Source organism: Enterococcus sp. AZ035, from assembly GCF_050548325.1.
Classification (GTDB): Bacteria; Bacillota; Bacilli; order Lactobacillales; family Enterococcaceae; genus Enterococcus; species Enterococcus faecalis.
Genome location: NZ_CP172958.1, coordinates 24,864 through 43,408, shown reverse-complemented (window position 1 = coordinate 43,408; position 18,545 = coordinate 24,864). Strand labels below are relative to the sequence as shown.

Here is an 18,545-nt window from a genome sequence, read left to right as displayed (position 1 = left end):
TTCTAAAAGCCCAGTTAATCTAGACTACGCAAAAAAGAGGAGAATTTTTGTTTATTTTCCTTCTTTTAGTCTATCATCTTCTCTTAAAATAAACAGACCAAATCCCAAAAAGTCCCAAGATTCCCTCAAAAAGTTCACACTTTCATTAAACTTTCTTTACTATTCATTATTTAGCACTTTCTAGTAGCCGCTGATTTTGTTATAATGAGTGTCAAATTTTACTGTAAAAAGAAACGAGGCACTTATGAGAAACAAACTCCAACAGGCCAAACGAATTGTGATCAAAGTCGGAACCAGTTCTCTGATTTATCCCAATGGCAATATTAACTTAAAAGCAATTGATCAATTAGCCTTTACTTTGAGTGATTTAAGCAACCAAGGCAAAGAAATTATTTTAGTTTCTTCTGGCGCAATTGGTGTCGGACTGAATAAATTAAATCTATCTGTGCGCCCAACGACAATTCCCGAACAACAGGCAGTCGCTGCAGTCGGCCAAGCAGAATTAATGAACATTTATAATCAGCGGTTTTCAACCTATAGCCAACAAATGGCACAAGTTTTATTAACTCGTGATGTTATTGAATATCCTGAAAGTCGCAATAATGTTACCAATACTTTTGAACAACTGCTAAAAATGAATATTATTCCTATCGTCAATGAAAATGATACTGTCGCAATTGAAGAATTGGACCACTTAACCAAGTTCGGGGATAATGATCAATTGTCTGCCATTGTCTGCCAAATTGTTCAAGCTGACTTGTTAGTTATGTTATCAGATATTGATGGTTTCTTTTCAGATAACCCTACTGTCAACAAAGAAGCCACGTTATTTTCTGAAATCAATGAAATTAATGAAGACTTGTTCCAATTAGCCGGTGGTAAGGGGAGCCGCTTTGGCACTGGTGGGATGTCTAGTAAATTAAAAGCTGCTGAACGTGTGTTAGCTAATCAACAGGCGATGATTTTAGCAAACGGAAAGCAGCCAAAAATCATTTTTGAAATTTTAGAAGGAAAAGATATCGGTACGTTATTTATTAAAGGAGGGCATGAAAGTGACTGATTTAAAGCAACTAGGGCAACAAGCTAAAGAAGCCTCTTATACGCTAGGCTTGATGGATACTCGTCAAAAAAATACTTTGTTAAACAAAATGGCCGCAGCCATTGAAGCCAATGCGCCCCGCATTTTACAAGCAAACGTATTAGATTTAGAGCAAGCCGCTGCCCACGGAATTTCTGAAACAATGCAAGACCGCTTACGTTTAACAGAAGAACGGATCACAGCGATGGCCGAGGGCATACGTCAAGTCGCTACTCTACCCGATCCAATTGGGGAAGTAGATAAAATGTGGCGCAATGAAGCGGGGCTGTTAATTGGGCAACAACGCGTGCCTTTAGGTGTTATTGGAATCATTTATGAATCGCGGCCAAACGTGACAACAGATGCCGCTAGCCTTTGTTTCAAATCAGGAAATGCTGTTATTCTTCGAGGCGGAAAAGAAGCGTTTCACTCCAATCAGATATTGGTGACAATTTTACAAGAAGCGCTAATCCAAGAAGCCGTTTCTCCCCATCTCATTCAATTTGTTGATGATACTTCTAGAGAAACAGCCCAACAACTTATGCGCTTAAATGACTACTTGGATGTCCTCATTCCACGTGGCGGCGCCAATTTAATCAAAACTGTTTTGACAACAGCCACTGTGCCTGTTATTGAAACAGGCACAGGCAATTGTCATATTTACGTGGACAAAGACGCCCAGTTAACAATGGCAACTGAAATTATTGTCAATGCTAAATGTCAACGTCCTTCCGTCTGTAACGCCGCCGAAACGTTATTAATTCATCAAGAAGTGGCTGAAGCCTTTTTACCAACAATTGAAAAAGCCTTGAAGGAGTTTCACGTGGAACTTCGGGCAGATGAACGTGCGTTAGCAATTTTTGAAGAAGCCATTCCAGCGACTGAACAAGATTGGGAAACGGAATTTCTCGACTTTATCTTAGCAGTGAAAGTCGTTGATTCTTTGGACGAAGCCATCCAGCATATTAATCGCTACAATACAAAACATTCTGAAAGTATTATTAGTGATAATTACTTTGCCACACAACAATTTTTACAACAAGTGGATGCAGCCGCTGTTTATGCGAATGCTTCAACTCGTTTCACGGACGGTTTTGAATTTGGATTTGGCGCCGAAATCGGCATTAGTACGCAAAAATTACATGCCCGTGGACCTATGGGTCTAGCAGAGCTTACTTCGACAAAATATGTTATTTATGGAAATGGGCAAGCACGTTCTTAGAAAGAAAAACCCTTGATTTTTAAATCAAGGTTTTTTCTTTCTCCTCTCCAATGTGCATTTTTACACATGAGATTGTTCACAGTCCCACAATCTATTCTTGATATTTTTTTTGAATCCTCATTATACTTTCTACATACGCTTGTTTCACTTGGACTGGCTCTAAAATTGTCACTTCTTCACCAAAGCCCATAAAATAGTTGGCTAAAAATTGTGTTTCTGTTGGATGAATCTGTCCAACTAAAAAACACTGCGTGGGCGTTTCTTCCAACTGAATATTGTCAAAGCGATGTTTATAAAAAAATTCTTTGCCTTTTTCTGTAATGATTGCTTTAAATGGAATCGTACGTGCCGTCGTTTGTTGATGGCGATACGATTCTTTCAGTTCTTCAGTCGTAAAATCCAGTGTTTGGTTTAACTGCTGAATAGCCTCCATAAAATCACAGCGGTAAGTACGCCAAGCCTTTTTAGTCACATCATAGCCTGAACAATACCAATACCCTTCTAAAATAGTTAACCGGGTTGGTAAGATTTTTTTCGTTGTTGCTTCATATCTGGTATAGTTAAACTGAATTACTTGTTGCGCCAAAATACAATGAAACAGCTGCTCTAAATTGCCTGGTGCTTCTACTTGTTCAATTCCTTCGTAATAGACGACCTTACTCATTTGACTGATTTTAAATTGGGTTGGTTCATCTAAAGAATGCAATAATTTTTGCTTAATTTGCTGATAGGAATGACCAAACGGTGACTCTGCGACTAATTTCAGTAATTGTAACGAAAAAAAGATCGCTAACACTTCGTTTTCATTAAAATAAATCGGCGGCAACAACGGTTTGTTTAAAACTCGATAGCCACCATAACGACCATTCTCCACATATAGCGGCACGCCTAAATTTTCCAAAGCTTCAATATCCCGCAAAGCTGTGCTTTTAGAAATTCCAAAAGTTTTCATTAACTGATTTAAATTAAACTGAGGATGGGTTCTCAAGAAAAAAAGTTCCTGATTTAAACGTTCTGATTTTTTCATTTTTCCCTCCATCGGTGTCACTTTTTGACACCTTTTATTGTTATGCTTATCTTATCAATCTTAGGAGGTTCAAACAATGAAAAACACACAATTTGCCCTTTTTATGGTCTTAAATGGACGAGCAACGGAAGCCTTGACGTTTTACCAAGAAGCCTTTGCTGGTGATATTCTTTTTAAAATTACTAATCAAGAATTTAAAGAGCGCTTAAATCCTTCTTTGACCATTCCCGCTGGCGAAGAACACTGGCTGTCTCACTCGATTTTACAAATGGACACTTTTCAATTACAACTAGCTGATAATCCTTTGTTTGCAGGAATGAATACCACGCCCACAGAACAATTGACCCTCAGCTTAACCGTCGACAGCCGTCACTCTGCCAAAACAATTTTTGAAAAACTCACGCGCCATCCCGAATCCTGTATTATCCAAGAACCAATTGAAAATGAATTTGCAACATTTTATGCGATTGTGAAAGATCCTTTTGGTTTAGTCACTCAAATTACTCAAGAAAAACAAGCAGATCCTACCAAGAAAGGAAGTTAGCCGAAGAATGCGAACCTATGAATCAAAAGAAGCCTTGATTGAGGCCATTCAAATAGCTTCACAAAAATATTTAGCTGAATTTGCAGAAATTCCTGAAACACTTAAAGATCACCGAATTGAAACAGTAGCTAAAACACCTTCAGAGAACTTAGCCTATCAATTAGGTTGGCTCAACTTGCTGCTTTCTTGGGAAGAACAAGAACAACGTGGTCTGACCGTTCAAACGCCAGCTGAAGGCTATAAATGGAATCAACTGGGCGCTCTCTATCAATCATTTTATCAAACCTATGGACAAATGAGTTTAGAAAGTCAGCTGATTGCGTTGCAAGACACCTTAGAAAAATTACTTCATTGGATTGACTCGCTTTCCGAAGACGAATTATTTTTACCTCAACAACGGGCTTGGGCGACCACCAAAGCACAATGGCCTCTTTGGAAATGGATTCACATTAATAGCGTTGCCCCTTTTACTAGTTTCCGAACGCAAATTCGCAAATGGAAAAAAGTGTGTCTTTAAAAAGTTATCCACATTTTTTCAAAAAAAGCTTGACAAGCATTTTTAAATTCTCCACAGAAAACTTTGTGGATGAAATTTCTTGTTTTTTCCAAAAAACTTTTCCACAGTGCTTATTTGTTCGACATTAAATCTTTGTAAATTCTAGAAAAAAGAAGATAAAAACGTTGTTTTAATAACGTTTTTATCTTCTTTCAACTTTATGGGTTCCTTTACTTTTAGCAAGCAGGACTTCTGAACTTACGTCTATTTTTTTTAGCAACTCGAAAACTTATCCTTGTGGATAAACCGAGATAAAAAGCTTTTTTGTGGTTTTCAACAGAGTTATGCACAAAGTTATCCACAGGGAGTTTTCAGCAATTTTTCGGAGAATATTCGTTGTTTGATGTGGTGATTTAGCATTTGAATGTCAATCCCTTACTCCTAATTCTTCTTCACTCCACCCTTAGGATCCTAATAAAATTTTAAAGTTTTTCTTCTATTGGTACATCAAATAAAGAGTATGATAAACTATAGGTACTTTCGAAAAATCAGGTGAGGTTATTTATGAAAAATAAAAGTAGGCAGTTTTTAAAAAACAACTGGCCTTATATGTTAGCCAGTTTCTTCATTCCATTTTTAATTATGGCAATTATCTATTTGAGTATTGGGATTTATCCAGGAAGTAGTCGCAGTGTTTTAGCCAGCGATGCCTTTTCTCAATTTTCAAATTTTCACGCAAGCTTTAACAATGTTCTTCATGGAAAACAAAGTCTTTTCTATACGTGGAATGCTTCTTTGGGACTAAACTACTTGTCCTTAATTTCCTATTATCTTGGTGGCTTATTTACGCCGCTCGTCTTTTTCTTTAACAATCAAAACATGCCTGATGCGCTCTATTTCCTAACGTTGTTGAAAATTGGGAGTGCTGGCTTGAGTTTTTGGTTCTTGGCAAAACAAACCTTTAAGATTCCTAAATGGTCCCATGTGACTTTAAGTGTGTCTTATGCGCTAATGTCCTTCATTGTGGCCCATTCAGAATTAATTATGTGGCTGGATGCCTTTATTTATCTGCCACTCGTAATTTTAGGAATTCATCGTTTAATGGACCAACGAAAACCGACATTATTGTTTGTCAGTTATTTCTTGCTTTTCATTACAAATTATTATTTTGGCTTTATGATTGGGTTGTTTTCCTTCCTGTACTATTTTGCACGAACGTTTACAGACTGGCAACGATATAAATCTCGAATCGTTGCGTATTTTACTACTTCTCTTTTAGCTGGTGGAGCATCCATGATTATGGTCTTACCTGCTGTCTTAGATTTACGAACCAATGGTGAAACTCTTTCTGAAATTACAACCTTTAAAACAGAAGCGACTGCCTTTTTAGATATTATTATGAAAAATATGATTGGCGTTTACGATACAACCAAATATGGGTCCATTCCTTTTATTTACATTGGGTTGTTGCCTTTGATTTTTTGTCTCTTCTATTTCGTTACGAAAGAAGTTCCATTGAAAAACAAACTACTTTTTGGCAGTTTGTTTGTCCTATTGATTGCTAGCTTTTACATCACGCCCTTAAATTTATTCTGGCACGGTATGCATGCGCCGAACATGTTTCTTTTCCGCTATAGTTTCCTCTTTTCATTCCTAGTTATTTTGCTTGCTGGTTATGGTTGGGAAAAATTTGAAAAGGATGATCTCGGCGTCTTAAGCGGCTTGATTTTGATTCTTTTAGCAATTTTTGCTCTTGCAATGGGCACAAAAGGTGCTACTAGTTATACGTATGTGACTTTAACCTCTTTCGTATTAACGGCAACTTTTTTACTATTATACTTTTTCGGAATTGCTTTTTATCAATTGAAAAAAGCGCCTATGCAATACTTAGTGATTTTGTTGTTGCTGCTCGTTTCTGGTGAAGCAATCATTAATACACGGGCGATGGTCACTGGTATTTTAGATGATTGGAACTACGCATCACGCAGCTTGTATTCTGAACCTTATCCTGACTTAAAAAATCTAGTCGATCAAACAAAAAAAGAAAATGATACCTTTTACCGCTTGGAAAATTTAAATGGTGTTTCGGCCAATGACGGCATTAACTATGGCTACAGTGGCATTAGCATGTTTTCTTCCGTACGGAACCGACATTCTTCAACATACCTAAACGCCTTAGGTTTCCGCTCACGAGGCACGAATTTAAATATTCGTTACCAAAATAATACCTTGTTAATGGATGCTTTGATGGGCATTAAATACAATATTGCTGAAAATAATCCAATGAAATTCGGCTTTGAACGACAAGCTGCTGCTGGTAAATATCAGCTTTATCGTAACGAAAATGCTTTGCCGTTAGGATTTTTAGCAGACAAAGAGATTTACAATGTTCGGCAACCTCTCAATGATAATTTAGGTAGTCAAACAAATTTACTAAATGCTTTAGCCAATACCAATGAACGGTATTTTACCTTTTATCAACCAACGATGACGCTTCAAAATAACGTGACAATTACGCAAAATACAGCTGGCGTAACTTTTACGGAGAAACAACATAACGTAGCCAAAGAGATTTCTTATACAGTCAATGTGCCCGCCAATACGCAAGCTTATTTGAGTTTATTCCCAACAGATTTTGCTCAATTGGAAAGTTCCACTGCGACGGTCACCGTGAACGGCTCGAGTCAGCAATCACAAATTGGCATTACTGGCCAATATTATAACTTAGGTTACTATCCCAAAGATACAACTGTTAACTTCAAAGTAAGTTTTTATGGAACCAAAGCAGTAAGTTTTGTTCAGCCGCAAGTAGTTGGCTTAAATACCAATGCATTTGAAAAAGCCATTTCCGCCGTGCAAGAAAAAGGCGTTGATTTAACCACTGGCAAACGCTCTGCTTCAGGTACCTTTACCGCCGACAAAGATCAAGTACTCGTCACTACAATTCCTTATGACAAAGGTTGGCGTGTCAAAATTGATGGCAAAAAAGTTACCCCAAAAGCCTTTAAAGATGCCTTTCTAAGCGTTCCTGTCAGCGCTGGAACCCATACTATTCAGTTCTCTTATTTACCAGAAGGATTGATTCCTGGCATCGTGTTATTCGTTCTATGTACTGGTGGTTTCGTTGCCTACGTAACCTTGATTCCTGCTAGACGAAACCGTAAAAAAGAAGACAAATAAAAAAGCTTTCACAAAAAACTAAGGGTTATTATTAAAATGACTCTTTATCAATAAGGTCTGATGAGTTGTGAAAAACAAAATCTGAGACAGAATGGGATTCATTCTGTCTCAGATTTTTTTATTATAAATGATTCAGGCAGTTAAAATAGATATTCGTTTATTCTATGAAATATCTATGCTTCCTCAACCTTTTAATTTCAAATTGCTAATTTTATCCAACAAGACAAACATTAATTTGATTTTTTTATGTAATTCCTATGATTTCCATTTAAACTACTAATGACACTATATTAAATAAAAGCAACCATAATTTACCAAAAAACAACAATTTAGTTGCTTTTACATCTTTGGTATTACTGTAAAATAGCAATAAAAAGATTATCACTTCAATAGAAGAAGTACTAATTGATAACGGTAATCTATCAATTGTTACTATTTCAGATATAAAAAGAACAAGAAGATTAACTACGCTTACTGACAATAGCAGACTTATAAATATATCTTGATTATAATTTTTTTTAAACCCAAAAATAAGTAAAACAATTTTCAAAATTATGAACGTAACAAAAAAGATACACAAATTAGCGATTATAACAATAACTATCATAAAAAAATTAAATTCTCCGTTTGAAATATTTAATAGTTTTGACGACTCTTCAATCATTTTTAATAGCTTATTATCTTTTTCTGTAAGAGTAAAAAATAAAAAAATATTTGAAACAAGGTACGGTATAAAAAATGCAAGTATCGACCAGTTCCACTTCTTCGTTTTCAATTGGCTCACCTACCTCATCTAAGTTTATAGCAAAATAGTTATATTCTGATTCGTTATGTAAAACTAAAATAATTAAATGCACCTGCTGCTTCCAATCGCATTCCTAGTGAGGCATTTTCTACCAAAATGGCTAATTATTTATAATCATTGTAAAACATCTTGATTAATTCTAATTTTGATTTAGTTAATCCTAGTCCATGAATTTGAATAAAACAGCTCGACATTTTTACATTACAGGCCATTATGATAGTGTTCTAAACAATATTCAATTACATACTTAGCCAAATTATTCACTTGAATACTTAACTTCTGGTCTTATAAAATTATGTTCTTTCTGTTTATCGGCCTTACTAATCTCAAAATTTTACGTTAAATATCGACATAACGAGATTCCATATTAAAAGATAAACAACCGCCACTCTAATTAAATTCTAATAATAAGCAAACTTAATGTCAACCATTCTTTAATAAAAAAATATATTCTTTGATTAATAATTTGTGATAAATAAAAAAGTTAGACCAAAGTCTAACTTTTTTATTTATATTAGAGTTAAATTTCAGTCATTGCTTCTTCCACAAGCGAAACACTTTGATGTCTTCCTTTCGTAATCAACAAGGAAAGTTGCACAAAAGCAAAGAGGACACTGGTCCGCTTAGGATAAGCAAAATAACGTGGTTGCCAACTAGTGACATATTGTTCTTTGCGCTTGCGTGTATCTTGAAACGCATAAATTTGATAACTATACTTGTAAAAAATATTAACAAAGCGTTCTTTTAAGAAAGAGTACTTGCTCTCCCCTACGTTAGCCAACGGCGCCATCCCAATATCAATTAATTGATAGCCCTGCTGTTGATAGGTTTCAATAAAATGAGTGAACAAATATTCTCTAGTAAAAGCAGGTGCTTCTGAACGAATACGTAACAAATCATACGAAATACTTTTGCCTTTTTCCATTTCTTTTCCCGTAATGAAACCGATGACCGTTTGTTTCTGTCTCACCAAGCCCACGCTACTGCATTTCAAGTACTCGGGATCCAACCGTCCACCAATAAAGTAGCGCTCTTTTTGATTCCGTGACCAGTCCGCAGAAACTCGTTCTAACTCTTGATATAAGGCATCACTAATCGTTTCGGGATAAAATTCAAACTGAAAATCCGCTGCTTCCGCTGCTATTTTTTCAGTCACTGTTTCCGTCCAGGCTGTTTGATTCACTGTTGACGGCTCATCAAATTGAATCAAGCCTTCTTCCCCAACTTTCATAAATTCAAAGCCGCAATCGTGAAGATTCATAACATATTCTTCCGAGATACGATAAAAAACTAATTGATAACCTAACAAATCAGCTTGATCCATAAACTCCAGTGTCGCCGCTGTCCATTTCTCTCGTTGCCCAATTGGATCCGCCAAGACAAAGCATTTATTAAACTTCATTTGAAACCCAAAAAGTACTTGATCTTCGCCTTCTTCTTGGTAATAAAAATGACCATAATCCTTTAAATACAAAAATTGACTGCCTTCGTTGCCACCAAATTTTTCCAAAAAGCGTGTCAACCGCGCTTCCTCAAACCCCTCACCTAAAGTAACAGTTGTTCCGGCTAAATATTGATACAAAAAGAATAAACCAATCAAGGAAATACTTAATCCAATCAATCCGTTAAACCAAACATCATCTGACGGAAACAACAAAAAGTGATTGATAACTTGATTGCCACCAGCTGGTCGTGCGGCGTAATAGCCAGCAACCGCATAACCGATAAACAAGCAGCCAAACAAAATACTATCTACCGTTAAAGCGCCCCATGAATAAACAAACTTTTCACGATAAAATTCTTTACGAGCCAAAATAACCGCCAATAAAATAACAGCATAAACAGTAATCAACTGCCACGAAGTCGTTCGTGCCACCGTATTTACAATACAAAATCCTAGTAAAATAATTGTAGGCCAATAAGCTTTTTTCACTTTCATAGAAATGCCTCGAGCTAAACCTAATAACAAGAATCCTACAAATAAATTCAATGTCTGATCTAAAAAATTAAAAGAAAAGGGAAGTAACACTTGGAATAAACGACTGACATTCGACAAATTCGTCACAGTCGACAATAGAACCATCATAATTCCTGCAAAATATAACGCCGCCACCAAAATAAAATGCGCCACTTTTTGTGAAAATAACCGAGGTAAATTATCAAAAAATTGATTAACTTTCATGCCTGCTTGTTGCAAGAACAAAATAACTCCTGTCATAAAAGGCGTCACATAATAAAACAAACGATAATACAACAACCAGACGACCGCTTGTGATCGATCAATCCCTAATTGTGATAAGCCCAAAATCATTAAGACATCAAACGTTCCCATACCACCAGGAACCATGGTTAACATCCCGATTAACGTAGCGATAACAAACATTGGATAAACAGAAACCATCGAAACTGGTACCTGCATCAAACGACCTATCATTAAGAAAGCAAACATCCCACCTAGCCATTGACCTAATGAAGCGCCGAATAATAGGAGCACCGCTTTTGGAAAAAATGTTTTAAACAATGTTCGCCGTTTTAAATACGTGAAAAACCAGAGCGCTGGCGCAATCAGGCTGCCCAATAATAACCAAACCCAATATTCACGAAAAACATTTTGGGTTCGAATAAAAAATAAATCAACAAACGCCACAAAAGATAAAATAGATAACCCTGAAATCAAGAACAGAGCAACTTTTGAGACCGTTGCTACAACCTTGCCCCGTGGTACATCTTTTCCGTAAAAATTAATCCGTAGCGTTGCACCAACCACGCCGCCAAAACCCGCTAAGTTATTAATGGTATTGGTGACCCAAGCCGAAGTTAACCAATCCATTCGTTTCATTGGTGGCTTACCTTCTTTTTCCAATAATTTAACGACTACATAGTCATAAAGGAGCATCGGAATAACCCCTAATAGTCCTGCCAAGACCATACCAATTAAACGCCCCGTACTTTGTTGTTCCATCGTGGAAAAAATATCCGCCCAGGTCATGCCTTGAGCGATATGTGTCACTTGGTTAGCCACGAAAACTAATACAGAACCAAGAAAAATTAGTTTCAATAATAAACTGTGTTCTTTCAACCACTGCGTTAGTTGGCTAATATTTTTTTTCATCTTATAGCCTCTTTCATATCTCTTTTCTATTCATTTAACTTTCGTTTTATCGATTTTCTTCCATGGTAGCCTATTTGCTGAAAATTTTCCAGCACGGCTAGACATTTTGGCTGAATCGTATTGTTTTATTGAAAAAAAAGAGTGAGAAAAAAATCTAAGACGATTTTTTTCTCACTCTTTTAACTGTATTTTTTACGCCACTACTTCTGCGATAATCTCAATCTCCACCAACACATCCATCGGTAATTTAGAGATTTCAATCGTTGTGCGTGCAGGATATTCCGCACTAAAATACTCAGCATAGACTTCATTGAATGCCGTGAAATCCGCCATATTTTGTAAATAGCATGTCGTTTTGACTACATGAGCAAAATCACTACCAGCTTCTGTTAAAATCCCTTGAATATTTTTCAGTACTTGATTGGTTTGTTCTTTAATCGTTGTCCCAACCACCTTGCCTGTTTCAGGATCCAGTGGAATCTGACCAGAAGTAATCAATAAACCATTCACAATTTTTGCTTGTGAATATGGTCCAATTGCTTGTGGTGCTTGCTTTGTTTTAATTGTTTTCATTTCTTTTCCCCCAGTAAATGACAAGTTGTTACTTTTTGTTATTTTATTTGTTTCTATTTTTCCATTGTACTGCAACCATTTTCGGAATGCTATCTTTTCTCAATTATTCCCAAGCGCTGATGCTGTACCATCCTTTTGTAAAACAGCTTCAAAACCTTGGCGCATCCTTTCAAGTCCCTCGTGTAGTTTTGCTTGCGAACAGCCAATATTTAACCGTAAAAATCGTTGTCCATTACCGCCATAAATCGAGCCGTCCATAATGGCGACTTTCCCCACAGAAACTAAAGCCTCTTGTAAGCGGGCCACATCTGGAACTGCCGCTGATACGTCCAACCACATTAAGTAAGTGGCTTCCAGCTCCGTCACTTTAATTTTTGGCAAATATGTCTGTAAAAAATCTTTCACGTAACGTTGGTTCTCCGCTAAATAATCATTCAACTCGTCAACCCAAGTACCACATTTTTGATAGGCCGTCATGGTTGCTAGCATTCCCAAAATACTTGTTGATGATAAACCATCGGCATTTTTTAATTTGAGCTGAAAAGCGTCACGTAATTCGTTATCTGGAATTAGGGCGTAAGCAAAAATCAGCCCTGGAAAATTAAAGGTTTTCGTGCCACTGGTAATAATGGCAGATTTTTTATAACCAAATTGCGTAATTGGTCGATGAACTTGGCCTTTATTAACGATATCCATATGAATTTCATCAGAAAGTAAAAACACATCATACTGTTGGCACAATGAAACCATTCGCTCTAATTCCCATTGCTCCCAAACACGTCCTGTTGGATTATGCGGGGAACATAAAAGCAAACAGCGATTTTCTGGTTGCGCTAGTTTTTTTTCTAAATCAATAAAATCAATGCTGTAGCGCTTCTCTTGATAAAGCAGTTCATTTGCCACTACTTGCCGCTTATTTTCCTGAATAACTTTAAAAAATGCATCATACGCAGGTGTTTGTAAAATAATGCCCTCCCCTTCATTAGTTAATAATTGGATCAACGCAGAAATCCCATAGATAACGGTCGGGGTATACATAATCCAGTGTTCTTCAATCTTCGTCTGGAATCTTGTCTGGTACCACGTTTGAATTGCTTCTTTTAATTGTGGATGGTTCCACCTCGTATAGCCAAATACGGGATGTTTCAAACGCTCCTGTAATGTTGCCAGAACTGCCTCTGGCACAGCAAAATCCGTATCGGAAATAGTGAAGGGAAGCAAGTCCGCTTCCCCAAATCGATCTTCTACAAAATCCCACTGTGTACAATACGTTCCTCGTCGATCAATTGCTTTATCAAACGACACACTCTTCACCTTCTGTCTTTTTTCTAACCTAAAATCATCTCTAATTGATTACGGACCGTTGTCACTTTGGTTCCGATAATCACTTGCACATTCTGCGCATCTAAATGCACGACGCCTAAAGCCCCTAATTGCTTTAATTTGTCATCATCTACTTTATTAGCATCTGCTAACACTAAACGTAAACGCGTAATGCAATTATCAATAGCTTGAATATTCTCTTGCCCACCCAAAGCCGCTAAAATCCCAGGCGCATCATAGCCACCCGTTTTCTTATATTGAACTTCTTGATCGGTATATTCAGTCTCATCTAAGACCTTGTCTCGTCCAGGTGTTTTTAAATCAAAGGTTACAATGACTGTTTTAAAGACGAAATAATAAACAACAAACCAGATAGCGCCGACAATGAGAACCCACCACCATTTTGTATAAGTTCCTTGTAACAAGCCAAAAATAACAAAGTCCAGTAGCCCGCCATCAGTGTTTCCAATCACAACACCCAATAAAGCCATTACCATGAAACCTAGACCAGTCATAATGACATGAAACAGCCATAATAATGGACTAATAAATAAGAATAAAAATTCAATTGGTTCTGTAATGCCAGTGATAGCCGTAGCAATTACACCCGAAAGGAGTAAGCCTTTAATCTTATGTCGATTCGCCGGAGCTGCAGTATGATACATCGCAAGTGCCGCCGCTGGTAAGCCAAAAATAAAGGTCGGCATTTTCCCTTGTGACAAGAAAGCTGTTGCGCTTGGTGAAATCGGTAAATTATTTTGCAATTCTGCATAGAAAATATTTAACGCACCAAACACTTCTTTGCCAGCCACCACCGCTGAACCCCCTGCTTCAGTAAAACGAATCATGGAAACCAAAATATGATGCAACCCAAACGGCAACAGTAGACGTTCCCCTGACCCAAACAGAAAAGGCCCAAAAATACCAGAACGTTGGATAAGTTGGCCAATCGCCATAATCATTAGCGCGAAAAGTGGCCAAACTAACGGAATTACTAAGCCCACGAATGCCATCACTAATGAAGTAATAATTGGTACAAACCGTGCGCCAGAAAAGAAGGCAAAACTATCTGGTAGTTGCACCGTGTAAAATCGATTATGCAACTTATAGACAATAAGCCCAGCGATAATTCCACCAAGAACGCCCATTTCAATCGTTTGAATCCCAAAAACCATTCCTTGGCCGGCTTCCCGCAACTGCTCAGGATCCACGAGGCGATTCGTCTGCACTAAGTAGAAATTAATCGCTAAATTCATCACCGTATAGCCTACGAAACCTGAAAACGCAGCAATTCCTTTTTCTTTCCGAACTAACCCCAACGGAATGGCCATTGCAAACATGACAGGTAAATAGGCAAACGCAAAACCACCAATTGTCGACATAAATTGGAAAATAATTTTCACTGCGGGCTTTCCTAAAAACGGGATCGTTTCAATCATGGATTCACTGGAAAAAGAACTTCCTAATCCCAACAAAATCCCCATAAAAGCTAATAAAGCCACTGGCAACATAAACGTTTTACCTAATCCTTGGAAAAACTCCCAGAAAGTCGCTTTCTTTTTCTTTACTGCCATTTCTTAACTCCTCCATTCATTCTTTACAAAACTAAAAATGATTGCGTTTACATTCATTGCCCTCATTATAACTAGCCCAAAACAAAGAAAAAAGAGGCTACACTTTTTCTGTATCCCCTTACATCATTTAGTATGGTGTTGCATAAAATTACCGCGGTTGCTTTGCCTCTGCGTACATTAATAAAACCGTATCGAACAAACAAATGACAGCAATTCTTGAACTTAAATCCACGCGCTGATGATAACGTGTCGTCCCTTTGGCAAATAACGTCGTCGTCGACAATTTTTCCAAGGTGCTTCCTTTAGTCGAAATCAAACTAATCATCGGCACTTGCTGTTCCTGCGCTACACGTGCATACGCTAAAATCCCCTTAGTTTCTCCTGTATAACTGACAAAAATGGCTAAATCCTGTCCATCCAGATTCTTAACTGCTGCCGCTTGTTCATCCCAATCAGATCGTGCATAGGCTTTTTTTCCTAAAAATGTTAGCTTTCGTGCAAAATCAGTACAAATAGGAAAACTGCCACCAACACCGAACACTTCAATCGTATTCGCACGCTCAATCATTTTAAGCATTTCCGCGACTTTGGCTTCATCCATTTGTTGAAAACTGTCTTGCACATTGGCGATCAACTGTTGTGTAATGGCTTGAAAATTACGACTATCGCTTTCTGTGCTCTCGCTCTGCACCGATTGGACGATCGCGTATTTTAATTCTTGGAAGCCTCGATAACCTAAGTGTTTTGCTGTTCGAGAAATAGTGGCTGTTGAGACAAACAACGCCTGCGCCACCTCATAAATGGTTTGTGAACTAATTTCCGTCATATGCGTCAAAATATAATCCAGTACTTGATTTTCAATTTTACTTAAATCATTTCGTTTCTTTTCTAACAAAGCGATTAATCCCTCAGTCGACATCCAATCCCTCACTTTAAATCCTTTTTTATAATTATACACCAGAATATTCTGATTATTTCAATAAGAAAGTCCAAAATAACCAACAGCGGCTCCATCATTCGCCAGAGAAAAAAATCAGCCTTCCGATGGAGGTGCTTGTTGCGCTTTCTTGCTATACTCTGTATATAGAAAACAGGAAAAATTTGGAGGTAGTACGTATGAATAATCAACGACCAATGTTTATAAATATTCTTTTAGTGGTCCTTTTATTTTTAGTTGTCGGTTCACTCTTTAGTGCCGTTGTCGGTATCGTGGGAAGCTTATTGTGGCTAGCAGTAAAAATTTTAGTTCCCGTAGCGATTATCGTGTGGCTTGTTCGAACAATTTCGGGAAATAATGGCAACTGCCACCGTCGTTATTAAAAAAACAGGTTTTCCTTTTCGGAAAACCTGTTTTTTTACTTCTTTTATCTAAAAGCATATACAATATTACTAATACCAAACATCATAAAGTAGAAGCCAACTAAGAAGCTTAGAGTTAATGCTGAAGACAATGGATTAAATAATAACATTACACCTAAGATAATCCCTAAAACATCAACAATTAATGTGAACCAGAAGTAACCTGTGCTTACTCGTTTAGCAAAATCTAAAGTAAATAAGCCGAAAATTGAGTCGAATAAAAACCAAATTGCAAAAACAAATGGTAACACAGCGACACCAATATTTAAGTTAAACAATAAGTAAACACCAATTAGGATATCAATAATCCCTAAGATGATTGGTGCATAAGCTTTGTAGCCTAGCAATTCTTTCATACGATTACGTACAAAAATTTCGAAAATCCCTTTAATAATAGCAAAAATCGCAAAAACCATCACAATGGCAATTAAATTACCGGCAGGATTTTGGAAAGAAATTAATGCAGTCAGAACAAATAGAATTCCTAATACTAATGAACCCCAGTCCATTCCATGATGTTGTCGTTGTTCCATGACACTCACTCCTCTATAAAATAATTTATTACACTTATTATGTTACTACTATTTTACAAGGTGTCAAATATTTTCATCGTGCTTTCTGAAAACCATTTCAATGATAACTCCATTAAAAACAACGTATCACTTGATTGTCTCTTTTTTGGTGCACAATTGTGTCTTTTTTGTATAAATAAGTCCCTCGTGTTCCCACAAAAAAACCGCTACTTTTTCATCTAGTTTATAAAAAAGTAACAGTTATAAATTATTTTTTCTTTTTCCCAATCGAGAGAATCCCTCTTTTTATGACATCAAAGAAACTCAAAGATTGGACCATATGATCTGGGTCAACATATTCACGAATAGCTCGTAACACTCGCTTCGGCTCTTTTGAAGCAAACGTATACGTCCCATTTTTCTTGGTTTGAATCGCATAACGAGGAATCCATTTTCCTTTGAACATTACTGAAGCCAACACGTAATCGACTTCTTCCCACGGAATTTGGATAAACTTACGTGGATCTTTGGCATGGTAAAATTCAAACCCGCGGTCACCTATCATAATTTGTCCATAATCTGTTAATCCTGTAAATGCCGTCGCATCTATAACTAAATCAACTTTTGTGTTTAATGATTGTACCATGTTATCTGCTCCATTTCATTCGACTAATTCCTCTTTATTATACGTTTCTTTCCTGATCGAAACAAACAAAATTACATCTTTGTTTAAAAAAGCGGAAGAAAAGTTTCTCGACTTCTCTTCCGCTTTTTTTGATTAGAAGTAATAAACTTACCTCGTCATTCTTATAATAAGCCGATTAAGTGGCCGACTACGCCGACTACGAATAAACCAAGAATGATAACGATTGGGCTAACTTTTTTCTTCAATAACCACATACATAAGAATGTAAGTAGTAATGGTGCTAGACCTGGAATCAATTGATCTAAGTTATCTTGTAAAGTAGTAACTTTCGTTGGTGAAAGCGCCAAGCCTTGGTTCACTTGTTCAAAGGCTTTATGCATTCCTTCACCGCCAGCAGGAAGTTTATCCCACTCGATATAAGCACCTTTGTCTAACTTAACTTGTGAGACAATTGGTAAGAACTTAATCGATACCCAACGTTGAACTAATGCGGCCAGTACGAACATCCCTAAAATAGAAGCACCTTTTGTAATATCTTGTAGTAAACCACCTGAAAGGTCATCAGTAATTTTAGAACCTGCTTTGTAACCAAACTCTTGTGTATACCACATGAATGACCAACGAATTAAGTTCCAAGCAACGAAGAATAAGATTGGGCCTAAGATGTTACCACCCATTGCTAAGGAAGCACCTAAAGCTCCTAACATTGGACGAACAGTAAACCAGAAAACTGGGTCACCGACACCGGCTAAAGGACCCATCATCCCAACTTTAACCCCTTGAATCGCTACGTCATCAACTGGTGCGCCATTGGCACGTTCTTCTTCCAAAGCTAATGTTACACCAAGAATTGGTGAGGCAATGTATGGGTGTGTATTAAAGAATTCTAAGTGACGTTTTAACGCCGCTGAACGTTCTTCTTTCGTTTTATATAATTTTTTGATTGCTGGAATCATTGAGAATGCCCAGCCGCCGTTTTGCATACGTTCATAGTTCCAAGAACCTTGGATAAATGTTGAACGCCAAGCTACAGCTAAACGATCTTTTTTAGTTAATTGAATTTTTTCTGCCATTTTCTTTGCTCCTCCTTCAGA

15 protein-coding genes are annotated in these 18,545 nt (G+C 37.1%); 6 read left to right on the top strand and 9 right to left on the bottom strand.

Annotated features, from left to right (window positions below):
* Positions 1-244: 244 nt before the first annotated feature.
* Positions 245-1,060: a glutamate 5-kinase gene (gene proB, locus IGL32_RS00170; RefSeq protein ID WP_002389550.1), complete on the top strand. Its 816-nt coding sequence runs from the start codon at positions 245-247 to the stop codon at positions 1,058-1,060.
* Positions 1,047-2,300 carry a glutamate-5-semialdehyde dehydrogenase gene (locus IGL32_RS00165; protein WP_156210216.1) on the top strand — a complete coding sequence of 418 codons (1,254 nt, stop codon included), beginning with the start codon at positions 1,047-1,049 and terminating at the stop codon, positions 2,298-2,300. The genes proB and IGL32_RS00165 overlap by 14 nt, the downstream gene beginning before the upstream one ends.
* A 91-nt stretch (positions 2,301-2,391) precedes the next feature.
* Here the strand turns inward: IGL32_RS00165 and IGL32_RS00160 are convergent, their stop codons facing one another.
* Positions 2,392-3,339, bottom strand: a complete 948-nt coding sequence (locus IGL32_RS00160) for a helix-turn-helix transcriptional regulator (RefSeq protein ID WP_002389777.1) — start codon at positions 3,337-3,339, stop codon at positions 2,392-2,394.
* 64 nt (positions 3,340-3,403) lie between these two features.
* Here IGL32_RS00160 and IGL32_RS00155 point away from each other — a divergent pair, with 64 nt between their 5' ends.
* The 3 genes from IGL32_RS00155 to IGL32_RS00145 all read left to right on the top strand — a co-directional run bounded on the left by IGL32_RS00155 (position 3,404) and on the right by IGL32_RS00145 (position 7,547).
* Positions 3,404-3,871 (top strand): VOC family protein, encoded by a 468-nt coding sequence (locus tag IGL32_RS00155; protein WP_002395258.1) that lies wholly within the window; start codon positions 3,404-3,406, stop codon positions 3,869-3,871.
* Between the two features lie 7 nt (positions 3,872-3,878).
* Positions 3,879-4,388, top strand: a complete 510-nt coding sequence (locus IGL32_RS00150; RefSeq protein WP_002405038.1) for a ClbS/DfsB family four-helix bundle protein — start codon at positions 3,879-3,881, stop codon at positions 4,386-4,388.
* A gap of 543 nt (positions 4,389-4,931) precedes the next feature.
* Complete coding sequence (locus IGL32_RS00145; protein WP_002361467.1) at positions 4,932-7,547, top strand: YfhO family protein; 2,616 nt, start codon at positions 4,932-4,934, stop codon at positions 7,545-7,547.
* A 1,325-nt stretch (positions 7,548-8,872) separates the two neighbouring features.
* On the opposite strand, the gene mprF is transcribed toward IGL32_RS00145, so the two are convergent.
* From mprF to IGL32_RS00120, 5 genes are all read right to left on the bottom strand, one after another.
* Positions 8,873-11,464 (bottom strand): bifunctional lysylphosphatidylglycerol flippase/synthetase MprF, encoded by a 2,592-nt coding sequence (gene mprF / locus IGL32_RS00140; protein ID WP_430600057.1) that lies wholly within the window; start codon positions 11,462-11,464, stop codon positions 8,873-8,875.
* 192 nt (positions 11,465-11,656) lie between these two features.
* Positions 11,657-12,037: a RidA family protein gene (locus IGL32_RS00135; protein WP_002356039.1), complete on the bottom strand. Its 381-nt coding sequence runs from the start codon at positions 12,035-12,037 to the stop codon at positions 11,657-11,659.
* A 99-nt stretch (positions 12,038-12,136) separates the two neighbouring features.
* Positions 12,137-13,351, bottom strand: coding sequence for a MalY/PatB family protein (locus IGL32_RS00130; protein WP_016618494.1), 1,215 nt, complete (start codon positions 13,349-13,351; stop codon positions 12,137-12,139).
* A 14-nt stretch (positions 13,352-13,365) separates the two neighbouring features.
* Positions 13,366-14,934, bottom strand: coding sequence for a maltose/glucose-specific PTS transporter subunit IIBC (gene malX, locus IGL32_RS00125; protein ID WP_002378674.1), 1,569 nt, complete (start codon positions 14,932-14,934; stop codon positions 13,366-13,368).
* Positions 14,935-15,082: 148 nt separating this feature from the next.
* Positions 15,083-15,853: a MurR/RpiR family transcriptional regulator gene (locus IGL32_RS00120; protein WP_156210214.1), complete on the bottom strand. Its 771-nt coding sequence runs from the start codon at positions 15,851-15,853 to the stop codon at positions 15,083-15,085.
* A gap of 197 nt (positions 15,854-16,050) precedes the next feature.
* Between IGL32_RS00120 and IGL32_RS00115 the strand changes: the two genes are divergently transcribed.
* On the top strand, positions 16,051-16,254 hold the full coding sequence (locus IGL32_RS00115; protein WP_002383512.1) for a hypothetical protein: 204 nt from the start codon (positions 16,051-16,053) through the stop codon (positions 16,252-16,254).
* 44 nt (positions 16,255-16,298) lie between these two features.
* On the opposite strand, the gene IGL32_RS00110 is transcribed toward IGL32_RS00115, so the two are convergent.
* The 3 genes from IGL32_RS00110 to IGL32_RS00100 form a co-directional block, all read right to left on the bottom strand.
* On the bottom strand, positions 16,299-16,826 hold the full coding sequence (locus tag IGL32_RS00110; protein WP_002356034.1) for an HdeD family acid-resistance protein: 528 nt from the start codon (positions 16,824-16,826) through the stop codon (positions 16,299-16,301).
* Between the two features lie 247 nt (positions 16,827-17,073).
* Positions 17,074-17,451 carry a DUF956 family protein gene (locus IGL32_RS00105; protein WP_002356033.1) on the bottom strand — a complete coding sequence of 126 codons (378 nt, stop codon included), beginning with the start codon at positions 17,449-17,451 and terminating at the stop codon, positions 17,074-17,076.
* A gap of 161 nt (positions 17,452-17,612) precedes the next feature.
* Positions 17,613-18,524, bottom strand: a complete 912-nt coding sequence (locus IGL32_RS00100; protein ID WP_002356032.1) for a PTS system mannose/fructose/sorbose family transporter subunit IID — start codon at positions 18,522-18,524, stop codon at positions 17,613-17,615.
* Between the last annotated feature and the right edge of the window lie 21 nt (positions 18,525-18,545).